This is a genomic window from Arthrobacter sp. Y3222053 (genome assembly GCF_059092805.1).
The window spans coordinates 612099-632710 of the sequence record NZ_JBNHIA010000002.1; the positions used below are offsets into that span (position 1 = coordinate 612099).

General features: G+C 69.4%; 15 protein-coding genes. 13 read left to right on the top strand and 2 right to left on the bottom strand.

Features of this window, described 5'->3' with window-relative positions; translation table 11 throughout:
- Positions 1 to 247 precede the first annotated feature (247 nt).
- The 6 genes from AC5RUW_RS07120 to AC5RUW_RS07145 all read left to right on the top strand — a co-directional run bounded on the left by AC5RUW_RS07120 (position 248) and on the right by AC5RUW_RS07145 (position 6318).
- A complete protein-coding gene (locus tag AC5RUW_RS07120; protein ID WP_494160032.1) occupies positions 248 to 1645 on the top strand; it encodes a DUF6421 family protein in 1398 nt (465 codons plus the stop codon).
- A complete protein-coding gene (locus tag AC5RUW_RS07125) occupies positions 1642 to 2388 on the top strand; it encodes an SDR family NAD(P)-dependent oxidoreductase (RefSeq protein ID WP_494160033.1) in 747 nt (248 codons plus the stop codon). The genes AC5RUW_RS07120 and AC5RUW_RS07125 overlap by 4 nt, the downstream gene beginning before the upstream one ends.
- 44 nt (positions 2389 to 2432) lie before the next feature.
- Positions 2433 to 3518: a threonine aldolase family protein gene (locus tag AC5RUW_RS07130; RefSeq protein ID WP_494160034.1), complete on the top strand. Its 1086-nt coding sequence runs from the start codon at positions 2433 to 2435 to the stop codon at positions 3516 to 3518.
- Positions 3519 to 3641: 123 nt separating this feature from the next.
- The gene (locus AC5RUW_RS07135) at positions 3642 to 4256 is read left to right on the top strand and encodes a DUF3000 domain-containing protein (RefSeq protein ID WP_494160209.1); all 615 of its coding nucleotides are present in this window, start codon (positions 3642 to 3644) and stop codon (positions 4254 to 4256) included.
- A gap of 102 nt (positions 4257 to 4358) precedes the next feature.
- Positions 4359 to 5660: an HRDC domain-containing protein gene (locus AC5RUW_RS07140; protein ID WP_494160035.1), complete on the top strand. Its 1302-nt coding sequence runs from the start codon at positions 4359 to 4361 to the stop codon at positions 5658 to 5660.
- Positions 5661 to 5757: 97 nt separating this feature from the next.
- A complete protein-coding gene (locus tag AC5RUW_RS07145; protein ID WP_494160036.1) occupies positions 5758 to 6318 on the top strand; it encodes a hypothetical protein in 561 nt (186 codons plus the stop codon).
- Between the two features lie 18 nt (positions 6319 to 6336).
- On the opposite strand, the gene AC5RUW_RS07150 is transcribed toward AC5RUW_RS07145, so the two are convergent.
- On the bottom strand, positions 6337 to 6918 hold the full coding sequence (locus tag AC5RUW_RS07150) for a DnaJ family domain-containing protein (RefSeq protein WP_494160037.1): 582 nt from the start codon (positions 6916 to 6918) through the stop codon (positions 6337 to 6339).
- Between the two features lie 125 nt (positions 6919 to 7043).
- Positions 7044 to 7541 carry an ASCH domain-containing protein gene (locus AC5RUW_RS07155; protein WP_494160038.1) on the bottom strand — a complete coding sequence of 166 codons (498 nt, stop codon included), beginning with the start codon at positions 7539 to 7541 and terminating at the stop codon, positions 7044 to 7046.
- A 136-nt stretch (positions 7542 to 7677) separates the two neighbouring features.
- Between AC5RUW_RS07155 and AC5RUW_RS07160 the strand changes: the two genes are divergently transcribed.
- The 7 genes from AC5RUW_RS07160 (at position 7678) to AC5RUW_RS07190 (ending at position 20605) form a co-directional block, all read left to right on the top strand.
- Positions 7678 to 8307 carry a class I SAM-dependent methyltransferase gene (locus AC5RUW_RS07160; protein ID WP_494160039.1) on the top strand — a complete coding sequence of 210 codons (630 nt, stop codon included), beginning with the start codon at positions 7678 to 7680 and terminating at the stop codon, positions 8305 to 8307.
- A gap of 252 nt (positions 8308 to 8559) precedes the next feature.
- A complete protein-coding gene (locus AC5RUW_RS07165; RefSeq protein ID WP_494160040.1) occupies positions 8560 to 9792 on the top strand; it encodes a thiolase family protein in 1233 nt (410 codons plus the stop codon).
- 5 nt (positions 9793 to 9797) lie between these two features.
- On the top strand, positions 9798 to 11936 hold the full coding sequence (locus tag AC5RUW_RS07170) for a 3-hydroxyacyl-CoA dehydrogenase NAD-binding domain-containing protein (protein ID WP_494160041.1): 2139 nt from the start codon (positions 9798 to 9800) through the stop codon (positions 11934 to 11936).
- 221 nt (positions 11937 to 12157) lie between these two features.
- A complete protein-coding gene (locus AC5RUW_RS07175; RefSeq protein WP_494008250.1) occupies positions 12158 to 12430 on the top strand; it encodes a pyrophosphorylase in 273 nt (90 codons plus the stop codon).
- An 882-nt stretch (positions 12431 to 13312) separates the two neighbouring features.
- Entirely contained in the window at positions 13313 to 13678 is a 366-nt protein-coding gene (locus AC5RUW_RS07180; RefSeq protein WP_494160042.1) for a hypothetical protein, read from the top strand.
- An 801-nt stretch (positions 13679 to 14479) separates the two neighbouring features.
- Positions 14480 to 14752, top strand: a complete 273-nt coding sequence (locus tag AC5RUW_RS07185) for a pyrophosphorylase (protein WP_494160043.1) — start codon at positions 14480 to 14482, stop codon at positions 14750 to 14752.
- A 360-nt stretch (positions 14753 to 15112) separates the two neighbouring features.
- Positions 15113 to 20605 (top strand): DUF6531 domain-containing protein, encoded by a 5493-nt coding sequence (locus AC5RUW_RS07190; RefSeq protein WP_494160044.1) that lies wholly within the window; start codon positions 15113 to 15115, stop codon positions 20603 to 20605.
- Positions 20606 to 20612: the final 7 nt, after the last annotated feature.

Sequence of the window (20612 nt, forward strand, 5' to 3'; positions counted from 1 at the left end):
GGCGCTCCCGCGTCCCGGACAGGATCCGTCCGCAGTGCCCTCGGGTACGGAGCCCGAGCTGCAGTCCTGTTGGGCGTCACCGCGTTCGCAGCGCACCTATGCATACGACTTCCTAACGGGTCGGACCTTTTTGCATAAGCAACCGTTCTCCATTGCTAGCGTCGTGGCCATCACAGCAGCGGCGCCTCCTGTCGCTGCAGCGCCTCACACCGGGAGCCTGCTCCCCCGTCTCGGAAGGGCCAGCGCCATGTCCTCCACCGCCGTCCGACCGTCCGCCGCAGGGACCGCCGCAGCACCCAGCGGGACGTCCTCCTCCCCGGAAACCACCGAAGCGTGGCGGCGGCTCAAAGAGGCCGCCACGGCCCTGCAGCCGCTGCAGAACCGTGACGGCTCGGTGGAACCGGAACACCGGCAGGAGGCCGCGGACCTCGTCGCCCTGATCACCGCCGCCATCCGGGACCTCGCCCCGTTCTTCCCGCACGACGCCGACTACCTGGACCTGGCGGTCGCCGACTTCCAGCGCTGGGTGGACTCCGGACTCGGCGAGCCGGACTTCCTGGACTCCCTGATGGCGTTCCAGCCGCAGCAGCAGCGCACCCACGGCCTGCGCCATCTGGTCGTCTTCCCCATGTACACGCAGAACGGCAGCTCCAACCGCCTCGTCGAAGCCGTGCTCGTGGAGGTCCTCTGGCCGGAGTTCGTCGCCGGGCTGGAGGCCGGGGAGTACTCGAACAAGCTCTTCGTGCCGATCCGGTTCCTGGACTTCACCCCGGGCTACGACACCAACTCGGCCGTGCTGTTCCCCGAGACGGTCGCCGTCCGCTCCACCCCCGCCTTCACCTGGGGCGCCATCTTCGCCGACCGAGAGGCGGCCCGGTTCCGCCGCGTGCTCCGCGCCGCCGCCGAGATCACCAGTTTGGAGCTGCCCGACGACGCCGCGCAGCTGCTGGACGACCAGCAGCTGACCGAGGAGACCTTCGTGATGTGGGACCTCATCCACGACCGCACGCACATGCGCGGAGACCTGCCCTTCGATCCGTTCATGATCAAGCAGCGCATGCCCTACTTCCTGTACTCCCTGGAGGAGCTGCGCTGCGACCTGACCGCCTTCCGCGAAGCGGTCTGCGTCGAGGCTGACGAGGACGCCTCCCCCGAGGCCCGCCGGCACGCCGCCCTGGTCCAGTACGCAGTGATCTTCGACCGGATCTTCCGCTTCGCCATCACCGGGTCCCGGGTACGCAACTACGACGGGCTGGGCGGCCAGCTCCTCTTCGCCTGGATGCACCAGAACCACGTCCTGCACTGGACCGACGGCAGGCTCAGCATCGACTGGGACGAGGCCGCCCCCGTGGTTGTGCGCCTGGGCGCCGCCATCGAGGAGCTCTACTGGCGCTCCATCGACCGGCCCAAGGTCGCCCACTGGCTCGCCGCCTATGATCTGGTCTCCGCCACGCTGACGCCCAACCCGGCCTCCACCTGGGCGAAGGGCCCGGACGCGCTGCCGCTGGACGGGCCGCCGCGGGCGCTGACCGACCTGGTGATGGATGACGAGTTTCCGCTGTCCATGTTCTACGAGGCGCTGGCCAAAAAGATGGCTCCGGTGATCGAGTCCACCTGCGGAATCACCGGCAGCAGCCCGGCATGAGCACCGGCGGCGGGGCGCAGGGCGCCGTCGTCCTGGTGGCGGGGGCGGGCAGCCCCAGCGGCGTGGCCGTCTGCACTGCGCTGACGGCCGCGGGGGCCCGGGTCATCGCCGCGGGCAGCAGCGGGCCGAGGCTGGAGGCGGCCCTCGGACACCTTGCGGACATCGACCTGCGCACCTGCGACCTGGCCGACGCCGGCGAGGTCCGTTCCCTGGCCTCGGACCTGCAGGAGGCCTACGGCGGGGTGGACGGCCTGATCCACCTGGTCGGCGGCTGGCGCGGCGGCAACGGCATCGGCGGGCAGAGCGACGAGGACTGGGACTTCCTGGAGCGCAACATCCTGCGCACCCTGCGCAACGTCAGCCGCAGCTTCTACGGCCAGCTGGCCACCTCCGGGCGCGGCCGGCTGGCCATCGTCTCCTCCACGGCGGTGGACTCCCCCACGGCCGGCGGCGCCGGATACGCGGCTGCCAAGGCGGCCGCCGACGCCTGGGTCCGTGCACTCGCCCACGGCTTCCAGAAGGACCAGCCGGGCCGGAATGCCCATCCGGTGCCGCTGCACTCAGCCGCCGTGGTCTTCGTGGTCAAGGCCCTCGTGGATGAGGGGATGCGCCGGGAAAATCCTGAACGGGCCTACCCCGGCTACACCGACGTCGACCGGCTGGCCGCGGCCGCCGTCGACCTTTTCGAGCAGCCCGCCGACCGGCTGAACGGCCGGCGGATCAGCCTCATCCCCGCCGGCTGACCCGCGCGTCCCGATCCGGGGGCGGCAAGAGAGATACTGGAACCGTGACTGACTACGCACCCCTGCATGACATCGCCCTGCGCGCCTTCGCCTCGGACAACTACTCCGGGGTCCACCCGGAGGTCATGGCGGCACTCAGCGCCGCCAACCTCGGCCACCAGGTGGCCTACGGCGAAGACGCCTACACCGAACGGCTGCACCAGGTGATCGCCGAACGCTTCGGCCCCCGCGCCCGCCCGTTCCCGGTCTTCAACGGCACCGGCGCCAACGTGGTGGGACTGCAGTCGCTGCTGCCCCGCTGGGGCGCGGTGATCTGCCCGACGACGGCGCACATCAACGTGGACGAGAACGCCGCCCCGGAGCGGGTGGGCGGCATGAAGCTGCTGACCGTCGAGACCCCGGACGGCAAGCTCACGCCCGAGCTGATCGACAAGGAGGCGTGGGGCTGGGGCGACCAGCACCGCGCCCAGCCCCTGGCGGTGTCCATCACCCAGTCCACCGAGCTGGGCACCCTCTACACGGTGGAGGAGATCCGGGCGATCGCCGAGCATGCCCACGCCCGCGGCATGAAGCTGCACATGGACGGCGCGAGGCTGTCCAACGCCGCCGTCGCCCTGGGCGTGAGCCTGCAGGAGATGACCACCGACGCCGGCGTGGACATCCTGAGCCTGGGCGGGACCAAGAACGGGATGATGTTCGGCGAATGCATCGTGGTGCTCAATCCCGAGGCGTCCACCGGCCTGGAGTACCTGCGGAAGCTGAACATGCAGCTGGCGTCGAAGATGCGCTTCGTGTCCGCCCAGCTGATCTGCCTCTACGAAGGGGATCTGTGGCACCGCTCCGCGGCCCACGCCAACGCCATGGCCCGCCGGCTCGCGGACGCCGTGGGGCGGATCGACGGGGTGCGGATCACGCAGCCGACGCAGTCGAACGCGGTGTTCGCCGCGCTCCCGGCCGGCGTCGCGGACCGGCTGCGCGGCGTGTTCCGGTTCTACGACTGGGACCAGGCCACGGGCGAGGTGCGCTGGATGTGCACCTTCGACACCAGCGAAGAGGACGTCGACGCCTTCGCGGAGGCCATTGCCCGGGAGGTCGCCGTAGCCGGACTCGCCGTGGGCGGCCGGCAATAGCGGCCCGTTCCTGTCGGCCGTTGCGGGGCCAGGCGTAAGCTGGATCACGTAACGAATGGGACACGGCGGCGAGCCTGCCCACCCGCCGTGCCCGGCCGGCCGTAATCTGCGGGGGTGAGTGCAATTGGTGACCTCTCCCAGGTGCCCCCGGATTTCCTGACCGCGCTGGGCGATCTGCGCCGCGCCGAGTGCAGGCCCGAGCTGCTGCTCGAAGAGATCCCGGCCCCCACACGCCTGGCCCCGTTCGCCGTGTCCCTGGGCGCCGAGGTCCGGGCCCCGGGCCCGGGCGGCGGACGGCGCCGGCTGGGCCTGCCGGATCCGGGCAGCGAGCCCGAACTGGCCACCGGACGCTTTATCCTGCTCCACGACCCGCAGGGGTCGCCGGTGTGGAACGGAACGTTCCGGGTGGTCACCTACATCCGGGCCGAGCTGGAGCCCGACATGGGCAACGACGAACTTCTCGGCCCGGTCGCCTGGACCTGGCTGGTGGAGGCCTTGGAGCAGCACGGCGCCGCCTACACCTCGGCCGGCGGCACCGCCACCCGCATCCTCTCCGAGAGCTTCGGCACGCTGTCCGGGCGCGGCGGGGCGATCGACATCGAGCTGCGGGCGTCCTGGACGCCGTCCGGCCCGGCCGTCCGCGCCCACCTGGAGGCCTGGTCGGACATGGTGTGCTCGTTCGCTGGCCTGCCGCCGCTGCCCGAGGGCGTTACCCCGCTGCCGCGCCGCCGCCCGTAGCTCCCGACGCCGCCCGCCGCGCCGGACCCGATCCGGCGGCCTGACGCAGCCAAGGCGCCGTCGACGGCGCGGATGGCCTCCTCTCGATAGACTGGAATCCTTATGACCGCCCAAACCCCCGCCGCCGCTGCCCGCACCCCCGATACGGATGCCGACGCCGGCCCCCCGGAGCAGCCCCTGCCCCTGCTTGAGGCCCCGCGGGACGGGGTTCCCCTGATCATCGACACGCCGCAGGGACTGGAACGCGCCGCGGCCGCGCTGGCGGCGGGCACCGGCCCCGCCGGCGTGGACGCCGAACGTGCCTCCGGCTTCCGCTACGGCCAGCGGGCCTTCCTGGTCCAGATCCGCCGCGAAGGCGCCGGCACCTGGCTGATCGACCCGGAGCCTTTCTCTGATCTGCGCATCATCGACGAGGCGCTGCGCGGAACCGAGTGGATCCTGCACGCCGCCAACCAGGACCTGCCCTGCCTGGCCGCACTGGGCATGCGGCCGGACCGGCTGTTCGACACCGAGCTGGCCGCCCGGCTGGCCGGGCTGCCGCGCGTGGGCCTGGCCGCCGTCATCGAGCAGCTGCTCGGCTTCACCCTGGCCAAGGAACACTCGGCGGCGGACTGGTCCACCAGGCCCCTGCCGGAACCGTGGCTGCGCTACGCCGCCCTCGACGTCGAAGTCCTGACGGATCTGCGGGTGGAGCTGATCCGTCTGCTCCAGGACGCGGGCAAGCTCGGTTTTGCCGAGGAGGAGTTTGAGGCGGTACGGCTCGCGGCCCCGACGCCGCCGCGCACGGATCCGTGGCGGCGCACCTCCGGGCTGCATCAGCTCAAGGACCGCCGCCAGCTGGCCGCCGTCCGTGAACTGTGGCTGGAGCGGGAGCAGCTGGCAGAGCGGCGCGACACCGCCCCCGGCCGGCTGATTCCGGATTCGGCCATCATCGCCGCCGCCCGCGCCATGCCGTCCACGGTGCCGCAGCTGCTGAACACCCCCGGCTTCCACGGGCGGGCCGCGCAGCGCGAGGCACCGCGGTGGCTGCGCTGCATTTCCGCAGCCCGGTCCGCGGAGGATCTGCCGCCGCTGCATGTGCCCACGAACGCACCGCCGCCGCCGCGGACCTGGGCCCGCACCGATCCCGAGGCTGCGGCCCGGCTGCAGACGGCCAAGACCCGGCTCGCTGCGACGGCGGCCCAGCTCGACCTGCCGGTGGAGAACCTGCTGACCCCGGATTACCTGCGCCGCGTGGCCTGGCGGCCGCCGACGCCGATCGATCTGGAGTCCATCAGCCAGGCCCTGCGGGACCTGGGTGCGCGTGAGTGGCAGATCCGGCATACAGCGGCCGTGATCACCGTGGCGTTCCTGGACCCCGATCCCCTGCCCGAGAAGGACGGCGGCACGGATTCGAGGGCCTGAGCCGCGGCGGTCCCGGCCCGTGGGGCCGGTGGAGCTGCCCGCTCGGCTCCGACGCTAGGCTGGTAGGGCAGGGTGAACGGCGGCGGAAAGGCAGCAGATGAGCGCGGATCAGGCCCGGAGCCGTTCCCGGCTGCACCGGTTCAGTCCGGCGGCCTCGGCTGCGGGGCGCTACGCCGTCGCCGTCGTCGCCGTCGCAGCTGCCGTCCACCTGGTCAAACCCCTGCAGATGCTGCTGTCGGCCGGTCTGATGCCGATGGAACGGCAGGCGGTCTCGGCGCTGTCCGCTGCGCTTGTTCCCACGTTGGCCCTGGCGTACTGGGCGCTCCTGCTGCGCTGGGAGCGCCGCCACGACACCCGCGGCTACGCCGGGCCGGCCATGTTCCTGCTGGCCCTTGCGCTGGCATTCGCCGTGCTTACCCTCGGCGGCACCGCGTTCAGCTACTTCTATCCCGTGTTCCTCTTCCTGGTGGGGCTGAGCACCGGGCAGCTGATGCTGTCCTCGGTGGCCATGCTGGCGGCCTTCGCCGCTGTCCAGGAACGGTTCCTGCTGGTGCCCTGGCTGCCGCCGACCCTGGTGTTCTGGGTGCTGGCCGTGGCGTGCGTGGGCGCCTGGCTGCGCCTGCGCTCTCCGCCGCCTCCACCGGGCTCCGCCGACTGACTCCGGCCGTCCCGCCGCTCAGCGTCGGCGCAGCCAGCGCCAGCGCCGACGCCGGGCCGCCGCCGCTGCCGCTTCCTCGGCCTCCCGTGCCTGCCGGGCAGCGTCGGCGCGCACCTGGCGCCGTTCCTGCCAGCGCCGCACCTCCTGCTCGACGTCGCGCAGCTTGGTGGTCACGGGCGGTCCGCCCTGAAGCTGCCGCCGGGCGTCGATGACCCGGGCGTTGAAATCCTCGACCACCGCCCGCACCTGGGCCTCGGTGTACCTCCGGTCGAGGGTCTCGTCCAGTTCGGCGTCCTCGGTGCGCAGCAGCAGGGCACGTGGGCCGAGGCCGGTGAGGTTTTCGCGCTGGATCAGTCCTTTCAGCCACCAGTCCGGATCCGGATCGCCGACCGTCTGCGGCAGCGGTTTGCCGGCGTACTTCAAGTTGTCGAAGGCTCCCTGCGCCATCGCGTCACGGACCAGGTAATCCGCCCGGGCGGCGGGGTCCACCCGCCGCTTCTCCTCCTCCTGCGTGTCCCGGCCGTACTCCGCGTCACCGCTGGCGCGCAGGCCGGCGATCCGTTCCAGCCGCCGACGCCGATCCTCGGCTTCCCGCCCCATGGTCAGCACCATCCTTCCGTCAGGTGTGAGAACAGCTGCACTCCGACCAGTATTTCGGCCGCCGGGAGCACCGGCAACACCGGCCGCTGAGGAGCCGAGGGCCCGGTCAGCGCAGCGCCGGCGGTTCAGGCAATCGGCGGCCAGACGAGGTCGAAACGCTCGAAGACAATCTCGTCCTCCACGCTCCAGGCCGTACCGCGGGCCGCGGCAGTACGCTCCCAGAAGCTCCGGTGGGCCTGCTGCCAGGCCGCGAGCGAGCCGTCATCCTCCCCCTCGTCCCGGGCGAAACCGGCGTCGGCGTCCGCGAAGGTGCCCAGCCTCAGTTCCACCGTCCGCAGCACTGCGCGCGGCCGCCCCCGCCCGTCGCAGGCAATCCAGTGTGCCCCGATGCGCGGAAGCTGTGCTCCCTCCTGCAGATACTCGGCGACCAGTGAGGACGTCGCGCGCTTCCTGCCGGTCAGGACCAGCTCCAGCAGTGCGTCGGCCATCTCCGGTCCATCGCCGAACATCTCCACTTCGTACTCGGGATCGGCGGCTGCCTGCTCCGGCCAAGCCTCCGCATACTCGTCCCACAGGACCGCTGCGGCTTCAAAATCCGGGCCCCCGGCCATCTCATCGCTCATGGCCGCCAGTCTGCCACGGGCAGCGTGGTGCGTGCCCCTCCCCCGCGTCCGCCGCGTCCCCAATCCTCAGTGAACTTGCCGTTGGGTGCGCCGAACCGAAAGGATGGAGGCTGACGGCACGAGGAGCGGGACGGCAATGCAGACGCAATCTGACCAGGAGATCTGGGATCGGCGGTATTCCGGCCGTCCCGTCTGGAGCGGCGAGCCGAATCCGACACTGGTCGACGCCGCCGAATCCCTGGAGCCGGGCCGGGCCCTGGACCTTGGCTGCGGTGAGGGAGCGGACGCGATCTGGCTGGCTGGCCGCGGCTGGGAGGTCACCGGCGTCGATGTCTCCCCTGTCGCGCTGCGCCGCGCCGCGATCCAGGCCTACGAGGCAGGCGGCCGGCTCGCCGGCCGGACCCGGTGGCTGCACCGCAACGTGGCCACCTGGCTGCCGACGGCTGGCGCTTTCGACCTGGTCGCCATGCATTTCCTGCACCTGCCGGCGGAGCGTTTCCGGCCGTTGCTTCGCCGGGCGGCTGCCGCCGTGGCACCCGGCGGTGTCCTGCTGGTCGTCGCGCACCACCCGGATGATGTCCTGGCCGGAGTGCCCCGGCCCGATCCGGGCCTGCTGCCCGCCCCCGGGGACCTGCGGGCATCGCTCGATCCCGCGCTGTGGCAGGTTCTGGCCTGTGAGGCCAGGCCGCGGCAGGTCCCTGGCCCGGACGGCGAACTCGTTACCGTGCAGGACTCAGTCCTGCACGCGTCCCGCCGGCCTTCCTGACCGGTCCCCGCCCCATCTCGCACGGCGGCTGCGGCCTCCGATGGGAAGACGTCTGCGGATACCCCTTCAGGTAACCGACCGCTCAGTATACTGTGGGCCAGGTAACAGCGCCCGCCTGCTCGCGGCGCGCCCGGAGGCGCCCTCCGGTCGGCGGCCGACGGTACGGCTGCCCTGTTGCGGCCTAAGTTACTCACGAGTAACATCGAGGCGGACCTTGTGCCGTATTTCATATCTCTCAAAGAGGAGTTGGACGTGAGCCCACAGAGCCGGAACCGGCAGATCAGGGACGTTGTATTCGTGGACGGCGTGCGCACACCCTTCGGCAAGGCCGGTGAAAAGGGCATGTATCACGGCATGCGCGCCGATGACCTGGTGGTCAAGTGCATCCGCGAACTGCTCCGCCGCAACCCGCAGCTGCCCAAGGACCGCATCGATGAAGTGGCCATCGCCGCCACTACCCAGACCGGTGACCAGGGCCTGACCATCGGCCGCACCGCGGCCCTGCTGGCCGGCCTGCCGCAGACGGTTCCGGGCTTCGCCATCGACCGCATGTGCGCCGGCGCGATGACGGCCGTCACCACGACCGCCGCGGGCATCGGCGTCGGCGCCTACGACGTCGTGATCGCCGGCGGCGTCGAGCACATGGGCAACCACCCGATGGGCCAGGGGGCGGATCCGAACCCGCGCTTCATGACCGAGCGCATCGTGGATCCTGCGGCCCTGAACATGGGCAACACCGCCGAGAACCTGCACGACCGGTACCCGCACATCACCAAGGAGCGCACCGACGCCTACGCGGCCGCCTCGCAGGAGAAGCTGGCCAAGGCGTACGCCGGCAACCACATCCAGCCGGACCTGGTGCCGGTGGCCGTGAAGAAGCCGGGCCAGGGCTGGGCCCTGGCCGTTCAGGATGAGCCGCCGCGGCCGGGCACCACGGTGGAGGACCTGGCGCAGCTGCGCACCCCGTTCCGTGCGCACGGCCGGGTCACCGCCGGCAACGCGGCCGGCCTGAACGACGGCGCGACGACGGCGCTGCTGGCCTCCGCCGACGCCGCCGAGGAGCTGGGCCTGCCGGTGAAGATGCGCATGGTCGCCTCGGCGTTTGCCGGCGTCGAGCCCGAGGTCATGGGCTTCGGCCCGGTGCCCTCCACCGAGAAGGCGCTGCGCCTGGCCGGTCTGGAGATCTCCGACATCGGCCTGTTCGAAATCAACGAGGCCTTCGCCATCCAGGTCCTGGCCTTCCTGGACCACTTCGGCATCGCCGACGACGACCCGCGGGTGAACCGCTGGGGCGGGGCGATCGCCGTCGGACACCCGCTGGCCTCTTCCGGCGTGCGCCTGATGACCCAGCTGGCCCGGCAGTTCGAGGAGGATCCCTCGGTGCGGTACGGCATGACCACCATGTGCATCGGCCTGGGCATGGGCGGCACCGTCATCTGGGAAAACCCCAACCACCCCGACTACAACACCGATCCGGAGGCCTAGGACCCATGACTTCTTCCGAATTCACCCGCCTGGCGGAAATGTTCCCCAACGAGGTCGTCACCCACTCCTACGTCCAGGACGTGGAACTGCCCGGCGGCGCCGGCACCTTCGCGCTGATCACCCTGGACAACGACGCCGATCACCGGCGCCCGACCACCCTCGGCCCGAACACCCTCATCGAGCTGGGCAACGTGCTGGACACCCTGCGCGGCCGCGCCGACGCCGGCGAGATCGTGGGCGTGGGCGTGACCGGCAAGCCGCATTACCTGGTCGCCGGGGCCGATCTGTCCTCCACCAAGTCCCTCGTCGGGGAGGCCGACGGCCGGGCCATGGCGGGCCTGGGCCACGAGGTCTATGAGAAGCTCGGCACCCTGGGCGTGCCCAGCTTCGCCTTCATCAACGGCGTCGCCCTGGGCGGCGGCCTGGAGATCGCGCTGCAGTCCGACTACCGCACCGTCTCCACCGGAGCCGGCGCCCTGTCGCTGCCCGAGGCGTTCATCGGTCTCGTTCCCGGCTGGGGCGGGGTCTACCTGCTGCCGCGCCTGATCGGACCGGCCAACGCGGTGAAGGTGATGATCGAGAACCCCCTGAGCAACAACCGCACGCTCAGCGGCCCGGCCGCCTACAAGCTCGGCATCGCCGACGCACTGTTTGAGCCGGCGGACTTCGTGGAGCAGTCCCTGGCCTGGGCGGCCCGCGTGATCACCGGCCAGGAGACCGTGAACCGGCCCAACGCCGTCGCCGATCCGGCCGCCGTCTCCGACGAGTGGGACGCCGCCGTCGCCGCCGGGCGCGCCTTCGTGGAAAAGCGCACCTCCAATGCCGCACCGGCGCCCGCCAAGGTCCTGGACCTGATGGAGGCCGGTAAGAACTGGACCGAGGAGCAGTCCCGCGAGGCTGAGTGCGACGCGCTGGCTGAGCTGATGCAGACTCCGCAGTTCTCCGACACGGTTTACGCCTTCCTGGACCTGGTGCAGAAGCGCGGCAAGAAGCCCGCCGGCGCCCCGGATCCCAAGCTCGCCCGCCCGGTGACCAAGGTCGGCGTCGTCGGTGCGGGCCTGATGGCCAGTCAGCTGGCGCTGCTGTTCGCGAAGCAGCTGAAGGTGCCGGTCGTCATGACCGACATCGATCAGGCGCGGGTGGACAAGGGCGTGGGCTACGTGCACGCCGAGGTGGACAAGCTGGCCGCCAAGGGCCGGATGTCCGCCGACGCCGCGAACCGCACCAAGGCGCTGGTCACCGGCTCGGTGTCCAAGGACGTGTTCGCGGACGCGGACTTCGTCATCGAGGCGGTGTTCGAGGAGATGAGCGTCAAGAAGCAGGTGTTCGCCGAGGTGGAGGCCGTGGTCTCCCCCGAGTGCATCCTGGCGACCAACACGTCCTCGCTGTCCGTGACTGAAATGGCCGCGGATCTGCAGCACCCGGAGCGGGTGGTGGGCTTCCACTTCTTCAACCCGGTGGCCGTGATGCCGCTGCTGGAGATCGTGCGTGCGCCGAAGACCGACGACGCCGTCCTGGCCACCGCCTTTGCCCTGGCCAAGCAGCTGAAGAAGACCGCCGTGCTGGTCAAGGACGCGGCCGCGTTCGTGGTCAACCGCATCCTGGGGCGCATGTTCGGCGAGATCACCAAGGTCTTCGACGAGGGCACCGACGCCGCCGTCGCGGACAACGCGTTGCGCCCGATGGGCCTGCCGATGACTCCGTTCAACCTGCTGGCCCTGGTGGGCCTGCCGGTGGGCCAGCACGTGCAGGAATCCCTGCACGCCGCGTTCGGCGGCCGGTTCCACGTCTCCGCCAACCAGCAGAGGCTCATCGACAACGGCATCAAATCGCTGTGGCAGCAGGGCGAGGACGGCTCGCAGTACATTCCACAGGAGACGCTGGACCTGCTCGAGTTCGGCGACTCCCCCTCCACCTCCGAGGAGGTGCTGCGCCGTGCGCAGGATGCCCTCGCCGAGGAAATCGGGCTGATGCTCGAGGAAGGCGTGGTGGCCGGGCCCGAAGACATCGACCTGTGCGTCATCCTGGGGGCCGGCTGGCCGATGCACCTGGGCGGCATTACCCCGTATCTGGACCGGGTAGGCGCCTCGGAGCGGGTCAACGGACGCCGTTTCCACGCCGAGCGGGAACCGGCTTCCGTGTAGGTTCACCACTTCGCGTCACCGCGCGCCGGGCGGACCGAACGGCTGCTGCTGCATTTCCCATTCCGGGAAACGTCGTGGCAGCTGGACGGCCCGTCCGGCGCATTTTTCATTCCTTGGCTTAAACCGGCCATATTGCTAGGCTCGCTGTCGTTCGGCCGCCGGCATTGCCTGTGTCCGGCGGAGCATGACTGCCAACGAATTGGGGGATTCATATGTCGCGCGTGTTGTCTACTGAGCAGGCTAAGACCGCAATTAACCAGGTGCAGTCGATCATCAACGGCGGTTTCACGGATCAGATCTCGGCGCTGGATGCGCAGGGCAAGATCCTTTCGGATCCGAACGTGTGGGACGGCCCGCTGGCGGCTCAGTTCCGCGGCTCGACCTGGCCCGAGACCAAGGCGGCGCTGGACAAGGCCCGCGAGGAGCTGGAGCAGCTCCGCGGCCAGCTGCAGCAGATCTCCCAGAACATCTTCTCCGCGGGCGGCGGCGCCTAGGCCTGCGGTTTCCCGGTGCAGGGGCCGGGCTGCCGCGCCGTCTGCGGTCGCCCGGCCGCCTGCATCTTCCTGTACCGGCTGCTCTGTGCGCCGGGCATACTGACCGCCGGCCCGCAGCCGCAGGTCCTTTCACACCCCGCGCATGTTTAACGCTTTTCGTTGAGCGGGCCCGGTGCTGCTCGTCTTCTTTCCGGACGGCCGTCCAGCAGCCGCCCGTTTCCTGTCTGCAGTTGGACTCCTGGGTGGCCTATACGATGGCATATACGAGGGATCACGGCATGCTGCAGAGAAGAATGGCCTGCTGCCCTAATACCAGGACCCTTACTCGTGGCGGAAGTGATATATCGCAATTCGACATATAAGAGGGCCGAGTGGGATTGGGGACGATTTCTTGAGTCTTGAAGACGGGGCAAACCCGAAAAACACATACACGCAGCACGAGATTCGGCCCGGAGTCAAGGCTAATAAATTCCTTCGGGTGTTATCCTTTACTACTTTCGCGGGATGCCTAGTGATCGCAGGCGTTGTCCTTTTTGCCGTACCTTTTGGAACAGTAATTTCATATAACGGGCGATTTGGCAGGGATGGCTTTCCTGCTTGGATTGCCGTGGCCCTGCCGCCTATCGCCGCCTCCTTCGCATGGCGCGCGACGCGAAAGCATGATGCCCGTTCCGTGCCGAAAGTCGAAATATTACTAACACATGCTCTGGGGGCGCCGATACTACTTATCATCCTATACGCCCAGTGCCTGTTCGCCCACTCCGCACTAGTCGAAGCTGGAGTCCTCGCTGGATGAATGAAATCGAAACCTAAAGCCAAGGCAGCAGGTACGTTTTTCACATGTTTCCACTGCACCATTAGACACTTCCAAAGGAGTGGACAATGACCGAGGTGTTTGCTGCCGTGGCCGTCGCCGGCGTGGTGTTCTTTTGTTTGATGCTGCTGATGCTTTTTCTGCTCAAGGACCGGCAGGCACAAAAGCTGCAGCTGCCTGGTGTCAGTGTGGGCGTGGACCGCAGGAAACTGGCCCGGCTGGCACTCTTGGCTGCCGGACTGTTGGCCTGTGTGTGCATTGGCTTGACCCTCTTGCTAAACCAGATCGTATCGATGCTGGTATTCGGAGGAGCCCTGATGACCCTCCTTCTGACGATCCGACCCATAGTTCATGCCACGGTCGGCTCCCCCTTCATCCTGCGCGCACCCGATGGAAGCGTCATAGAGCTCCCTCAGCCAACCAACCAGGGATAAAAGAGTCGAACCGGCAGGCGTGCACTGCCTGAAGAGTTCGACGACGGCCTCCGGTTTCGGGATTCCGAAAGGAACGCCTCTTCAAGCAATGACCGTCCGTCCGCCCGACTCCATAGCCGCCCGGCCTTCGGCAGCGCGGGCGCCCACCCTTCCTGGCGCTCACCAAGACAGACACCGGGTATGCAGTGATAGACCTGCTGGCCGATGGCGGGATGCTGGCGACAGAAGGTGAGGCAGTCCCAGCTATCGCGGCTTATGAGTCAGCAGCCCGCCAAGTCAGCTACGTCCGGCCATGCAACTCCGAACTGAATCCAATGCACATCGAATCAAAGGGGACTGTTCATCGAGATCGAAGGGGGCGGGGAACTCACCTTCAGTGGCCGCAATGTTTCTGTGGTCAAGAGCCGCTTTGAGAAGTACCCGGCGCTCAAGATAGGGGGGCTTCGAACGGGCCTTATGGGACCCGCACGACGGTGTTTCTCCACCAAGACGGTACAGTTCCGGTCAGGTCACCTTCGCCTGCCCATCCCCTGGCTATCTCCACAGGTTTGACCGCGCGAAGCGGTAGCCATGCCATGGCACTTGGAGGAATGACCGCAGCCGGTCGGCGGGTCCGACCCCAGGCCGTGGTCCAGGCGCGACACCTCGACGCTGGGTACCCTCCGGCCGCGGGGTGCCTTCAGAGTGCCGGCCCCTGTTCATCTTCTTGGAACCCGCCAGCTCCAATTGATAAGGTTCCTTCGTCCGTTGCCGGCCTGCAGAGCCGGTACACATTTTTTGAGGGGGATTTTCATGTCTCGGGTGTTGTCTACTGAGCAGGCGAAGACTGCGATCAACCAGGTGCAGTCGATCATCAACGGCGGTTTCACGGATCAGATCTCGGCGCTGGACGCGCAGGGCAAGATCCTCTCGGATCCGAACGTGTGGGACGGCCCGCTGGCGGCACAGTTCCGCGGCTCGACCTGGCCCGAGACCAAGGCCGCCCTGGACAAGGCCCGCGAGGAGCTGGAGCAGCTGCGTTCTCAGCTGCAGCAGATCTCCCAGAACATCTTCTCCGCAGGCGGCGGCGCCTAAGCGTACGTGCCCACGCGCCAGGGCCGGGCATTCCCGCCGCTCCTGCGGCATGCCGGATGCCCGGCCCCTTGGCGCTCCCGGTACTTGATACCGGTTTCGGACGGTTGACGACGGAGCAAAAAGCAGCGTGGTCGCTCCACACCGTCGACCCGACAAGTCTTTCAATTCAAGCTGTGTTTTTATCTGGGGGCCCTGACAGTGACGTTCGTTGAGATGCCGTTGTTGCCGGACGATTCGCGTGGACGGTTCGTGTACGGCGTGGCAGCCGAAATGAAGTCGGTTTTCGAGTCCGCAGCGTCGCGGCTCGAAATGCAGTTGGGTCCTCGCCTTTCCTACGCCACAGACGCTGGACAGGACTTTTTGGGCCGCTTTTCCGAAGTCTTCCAGGCCAACGCCGCTGTCGCCCGCCAAGATGCCGGCGCCCTCGCTGACGCCCTGCGGACCGTCGCCGGCTACGTCGACGTCATGGTCACGGCAGCGAGGGAAGAAGACGCCCGCCGGGAGGAGAACAACGCCTGGGTCCGCCGGAACAACGACCGCAGCTGGCTGGAGGAGATCGGGGACTGGATCTGGGGCGCGGACCCGCGGCCGAACATGGACCCGGCACCCGCGCCTTCCTTTCCCCAGGCAGCCCCCGCCAACGGGGTCCGGCAGACCCCTGCCCCGGGCAGCGGAGGCGACGCCGGAGGCGGCACCTCCTCGGCGCGACCGTCGCATCTGCGCACCTTCGCCGCCCGTTCCCGCACTCTCGATGACGCGCTGGCTTCCACGCCGGGAACATTGGAAGGCCACTTGGCCTCCTTTGCCGCCCAGTGCAATTGGGGCCACATCGACGCCGGGGGCGTCATTCGCGCCTTCCGGCAATATCTGGAAGCCAACGAGGCGGATGCGGTGTGGGCGGTGACGGTGGCGGATGCGTTTGCTGCTGCCGGTGGTGAGGGGAATGTGTCGACGGTGTCCGATGCGGCGTTGGCGGAGGCGCTGGCCGCGGCGGGGGTGAGCGCGACCCGGGCGTCGCTGCAGATTGATCCGCCGACGGCGTGGGGCGCGAAGCCGACGACCGGGTATGCGAATGATCCGGTGAACACGGCCACGGGCAACTTCATTGAGCCGGAAACCGATCTGGGTTTCGCCGGGGTCGCGTCGAACCTGGTGCTGTCCCGCATGTATAACTCGCTGGCCGTGGCAGCGCAGGACGCTGATGAAGTTTCGGCGGCGCCGGGGGTGTTTGGTCCGGGTTGGTCCTCGGTGCTGGATCAGCGTCTGGTGTTCAGTGATGAGGGTTGCCGGTGGGTGATGGCCGACGGTCGGGCGGTGGACTTCCCGCGCGAGGGTGACGGTTGGGGCCGGGCTGTGGAGGAGAACTACTGGCTCTCCCGCGAACCGGCCGACACGCCCTCCTTGGCGGAGCTGGCGTCGGTTCCTGCCGGGACCGGGCACCTCATGGTGGTCCGGGACAACAAGGGCGCCTGGTGGGCCTACACCCTCACCGGCGCCTGGCTGGGCACCGGCTCCGGGCCCGGCCGCACCGTCTCCGTCGACCGTGATTCTTCCATGACCGCCGGTGCCGACGCCGACGCCGGCGCCGCCGCCGGTGACAGGGGTGTGGTGTCGCGCCTGTGGCATGTGCGGGGCCGGTTGCTGGAGGTGGAGTATGTGGGCGGCCGGGTGGCCGTGGTGCGGGCCTCGGACGGGCGTCGGGTGGAGTACGGGTATGACGACGCCGGCCGGCTGACCGAGGTGTCCACGGCGGCGGGGACCCGCCGGTACCGGATCAACGAGGCGGGCCTGGTCGACGCCGTGTACTCGGCCGCCGGGGTGCTGGAGGCGGAGAACACGTACGACGCGTCCGGCCGGGTCGTGCTGCAGGTGACCCAGCACGGGCGGCGGACCCGGTTCGCCTACCTGCCCGGCCGGGTGACCGTGGTCTCGGACGAGGACGGCACCCGCTCGAATTCGTGGATCGCGGATGCGCGGGGCCGGTTGGTCGGGGTCCGGGACTCGCATGACGAGCGCCAATCCATGGCCTACGACCGGCACGGCAACCTGGTCTCCTTCACCGAACGCGACGGCTCGGTCACCGTCCACGCCTATGACGAGCGGGGCCGCCGGACCCGGACGGTGACGCCGGAGGGCGCGGACTTCACCTACGGGTGGGACGATCAGGACCGGATCACCACCCTGGTCACCGACACAGGGTCGGTCATCACCTACGACTACGCGGACGAGATCACCCGGGACCCGTCCGTCGTCACCGACGCGTTGGGTGGGCGGACGGAACTGGTGTGGGAGCAGGGCCTGCTGGTGCAGGTCACCGACCCGGCCGGGGTCACCATCGGCTTCACCTACGACCAGTTCGGGGACCTGATCGCGACGACGAACGCGGCCGGGGACACCGCGGTCATCATCCGCGATCAGGCCGGCCGGCCGGTGGAAGCGACCACCCCCTCCGGCGCCCTCACCCGCTACGCCTACAACCCGGCCGGGCAGCTCACCCGCCGGGAGGACCCGGACGGAGCGGTCTGGTCCTTCGAGCACGATCCCGCTGGCCGGCTCACCGCGGTCACCGCACCGGACGGGGGCCGCACCGGCCTCGAGTACGCGGGCAATGGGGAACTGGTCCGCACCATCGATCCGCTCGGCCGGGCCGTGGAACGGGTCTTTGACGACCTGGGCAACGTCACCGCGGCGGTCCTGCCCGACGGCACCCGCTGGGGCTTCACCCACGACTCCCTGTCCCGGCTGACCCGGATCACCGACCCGGCCGGGAACGACTGGAACCGCGAGTACGACACGGTCGGGAACCTGACCGCCGTCATCGACCCGACCGGAGTCCGCGCCGACGCGACCACGGACCGGAAGACCGGCACCGCCACCTTGCGGGACGCGTTCGCGTCCACCACCTACACCTTCGACGAGTACGGGCGCCCCACCCGGGTGGAAGCCGAGGACGGCACCGCCGAACTGGTGACTTACGATGCGGCCGGTAACCCGGTGGAACTGCTTGACGGGGAAGGCGGGCTGACCGTCCTGGCCCGCGATGTTGCGGGCAGGATCACCTCGATCACCTCACCCACGGGCGCGGTCACCCGGTACGAATACGACAACTGCGGGCGGCCGTGGAAGACGATCGACCCGTTGGGTGCGGTCACCGAGCTGGCGTACGACGCGGACCAGCGGGTGATCGCCCGGATCCTGCCGACCGGGGAAACCGAGACGTTCACCTATGACGGGGCGGGCCGGTTGACCGGCCGCCGGACCCCGGGCCAGGGCGTGGCCCGGTACGGGTATGACAAGGTCGGGCGGCTGACCTTCGCCCAGGACACCTGGTACGGCACCCGCCGCTTCAAATACAACCAGGCCGGTGAACTCATCGAAACGACCAACGGGGTCGGCGGGCGGACCCGGTTCGACTACGACCCCCGCGGCCGGCTGGTGAAGATCACCGACCCGCTGGGCGGGGCCACCACCCGCACCTACACCGACACCGACCAGGTCGCCTCGGTCACCGACCCGCTGGGCCGGGTCACCACCGCAACCTACGATCCGGCCGGCCGGCAGCTGTCCCAGACCGACCCGGACGGCAACACCACCACCTGGACCTACGACACCGCCGGCCAGGAAACCGCCACCGCCTACAACGGGCGGGTCCTGGCCGAGGTACGCCGCGACAAGCTCAACCGGCGCATCGTGATCGTGGACTCCACCGGCACCGACGGGCTGGTCATCGAGCACGAACTCGGATTCAACCGGCGCGGGCAGCTGACCTCCCGCACCCGCGGCAGCCAGGGCATGACCTGGGCCTACGACGCGGACGGGCACCGCACCGCCTACACCGACCCCACCGGAACCACCACCACCTACACCCGCGACCCGGCAGGCCGCCTAGTCACGGTCAGCAACCCCCGCCTCGGCGACGCGACCTTCGCCTACGACGCCTCCGGTCGGCTCACCACCGCCACCGCCGGCGACCTCATCCAAACCTGGGCCTACCGCAACGGCCACCTGGCCGAACACACCCGCACCACCGGCACCGGCACCGCCATGACCCTCATCGGCAGGGACGACGACGGACGGATCACCGGCCTCACCCGCGCCGGAACAACAACCCGCTACGCCTACGACAACGCCGGACAACTCGTCGCCGCCGCCACCACCGGGCAGGATGGCAGCCTGCCCTCAACCAGCTCCGACACGGTGTCGGAATGGCAGTACGACGCCGGCGGACGCCTGATCCGCGAACTGAGCCCGGCCCGAACCCGGACCTACCGCTACGACTCATCAGGCCAGCTCGCAGCCGTCCTCACTTCCGATGGATCCGGAGTGGAGTACGTGTATGACGGGCTGGGCCGACGGATCCGCCTCACCCGCGCCGACGGGTCCTCGACGGACTACGCCTGGGGCCCCACCGGCTACCTCGCGGCGGTCATCGAACGCTCACCAAGCGGAAACGCCGCTTCCCGTCATCAGCTGTGGGTCGACGCCCTGGGCGAGCTGACCGCTGTCGACGGCTGCGACCTCTGGTGGGACACTGCCAACCCCATTCCCACCCTCGCCGGCATCGCCGACCAGCAGGTCCTTAACCTGCCCGGCGGCATCACCGGCGTCGGCAGCACGTGGCTCTCCCCCACCTGGCGGGCCGCCCGCCCCACCGATCCGGCCGATCCCTGGGCGGTCGTCGGCGCGTCGCCGGTTCCCCAGCCCGCTGCCGCCACGCCGGTCGGTGCGGGCACGCTCGGCGCTCTGGCGGCCCCTGGCCTTCCTCCGGAACTCAGCCTCACCGCCGGCGGCGGGCTCGGCGTCGCCGGCCTGGAATGGCTCGGGCGGCGGGCGTACGATCCCTCCACGCCAGGGTTCCTGTCCACCGACCCGCTTCCGCCCGTGCTCGGTGCCGGGTGGGACGGCAACCCCTACGCCTACGCCGGCAACAACCCCCTCAACACCAGCGATCCCACCGGCCTGCGCCCCATGACCGATGAGGAGCTGAAGGCCTACGACGGGCAGAGCCAGGGCGCCCTCGCCGCCGCCGGGGACTGGATGAAGGACAATTGGGAGTACGTCGCCGGCGGGGTGGCCGTGGTCGGCGGCGCCGCCCTGATGTTTGTCCCGGGCGGGCAGGCGGCGGGCCTGGGGCTGATGAGTTTCGGTGCCGACGTTGTGATCCAGAAAGCGACCACCGGCGAGGTCAACTGGGCACAGTCGGCGGCGGTCGGAGTCAGCGGCGTGTTGGGCGGCGCGGCATTCGGCGCTGCCCGTGCAGCGATGGCCACGTCGTCCTCGGTGTCGCGGCTGGGCGGCTATGTGGCAATCAATGCCAGCGTCAACGGGGCGGCGGGCGCGGCGGGCGGCGGTTTGATCCACGTGGTCAAGAACGGCGGCGTGAAGGACTGGCGATCCCTGGCCGGCGCGATGACCGGCGGCGCCATCAGCGGTGCGATCGGCGGCCTCGCCGGGCCGGCCGGAGGAACCCTGGCCAAGGCGGGCGGCCACAAGGTGTACACGATGGCCAACGGCACCGCCAGCACCACCATGCAGACGCTGTGGCGGACGACGGCGCTGGGCAGCGGCGGCGGCGTCGCCGGCACCCTGGCTGACAAATCCATCACCGGTGACCCCGTGCGTTCACAGGACCTCCTCTGGTCGGCAGTGACCGGCGGGGGCCTGACGCACCTTCCCGGCGGCCCCTCTCCCTCCAGCACTCTCTCGCAGGCCGCTCGAACCAACACCAGCACCTTGTCCGGGCTCCTGCACGGGGGTGGAGTCAACGGCCACGCCCTCCTCCGCTCCGGGGCCACCGGTGCAGGGGTCCTGACCGGAGTGGAATACGGCAAGTTCCTGATAACAGGTGAATAGGCACGAA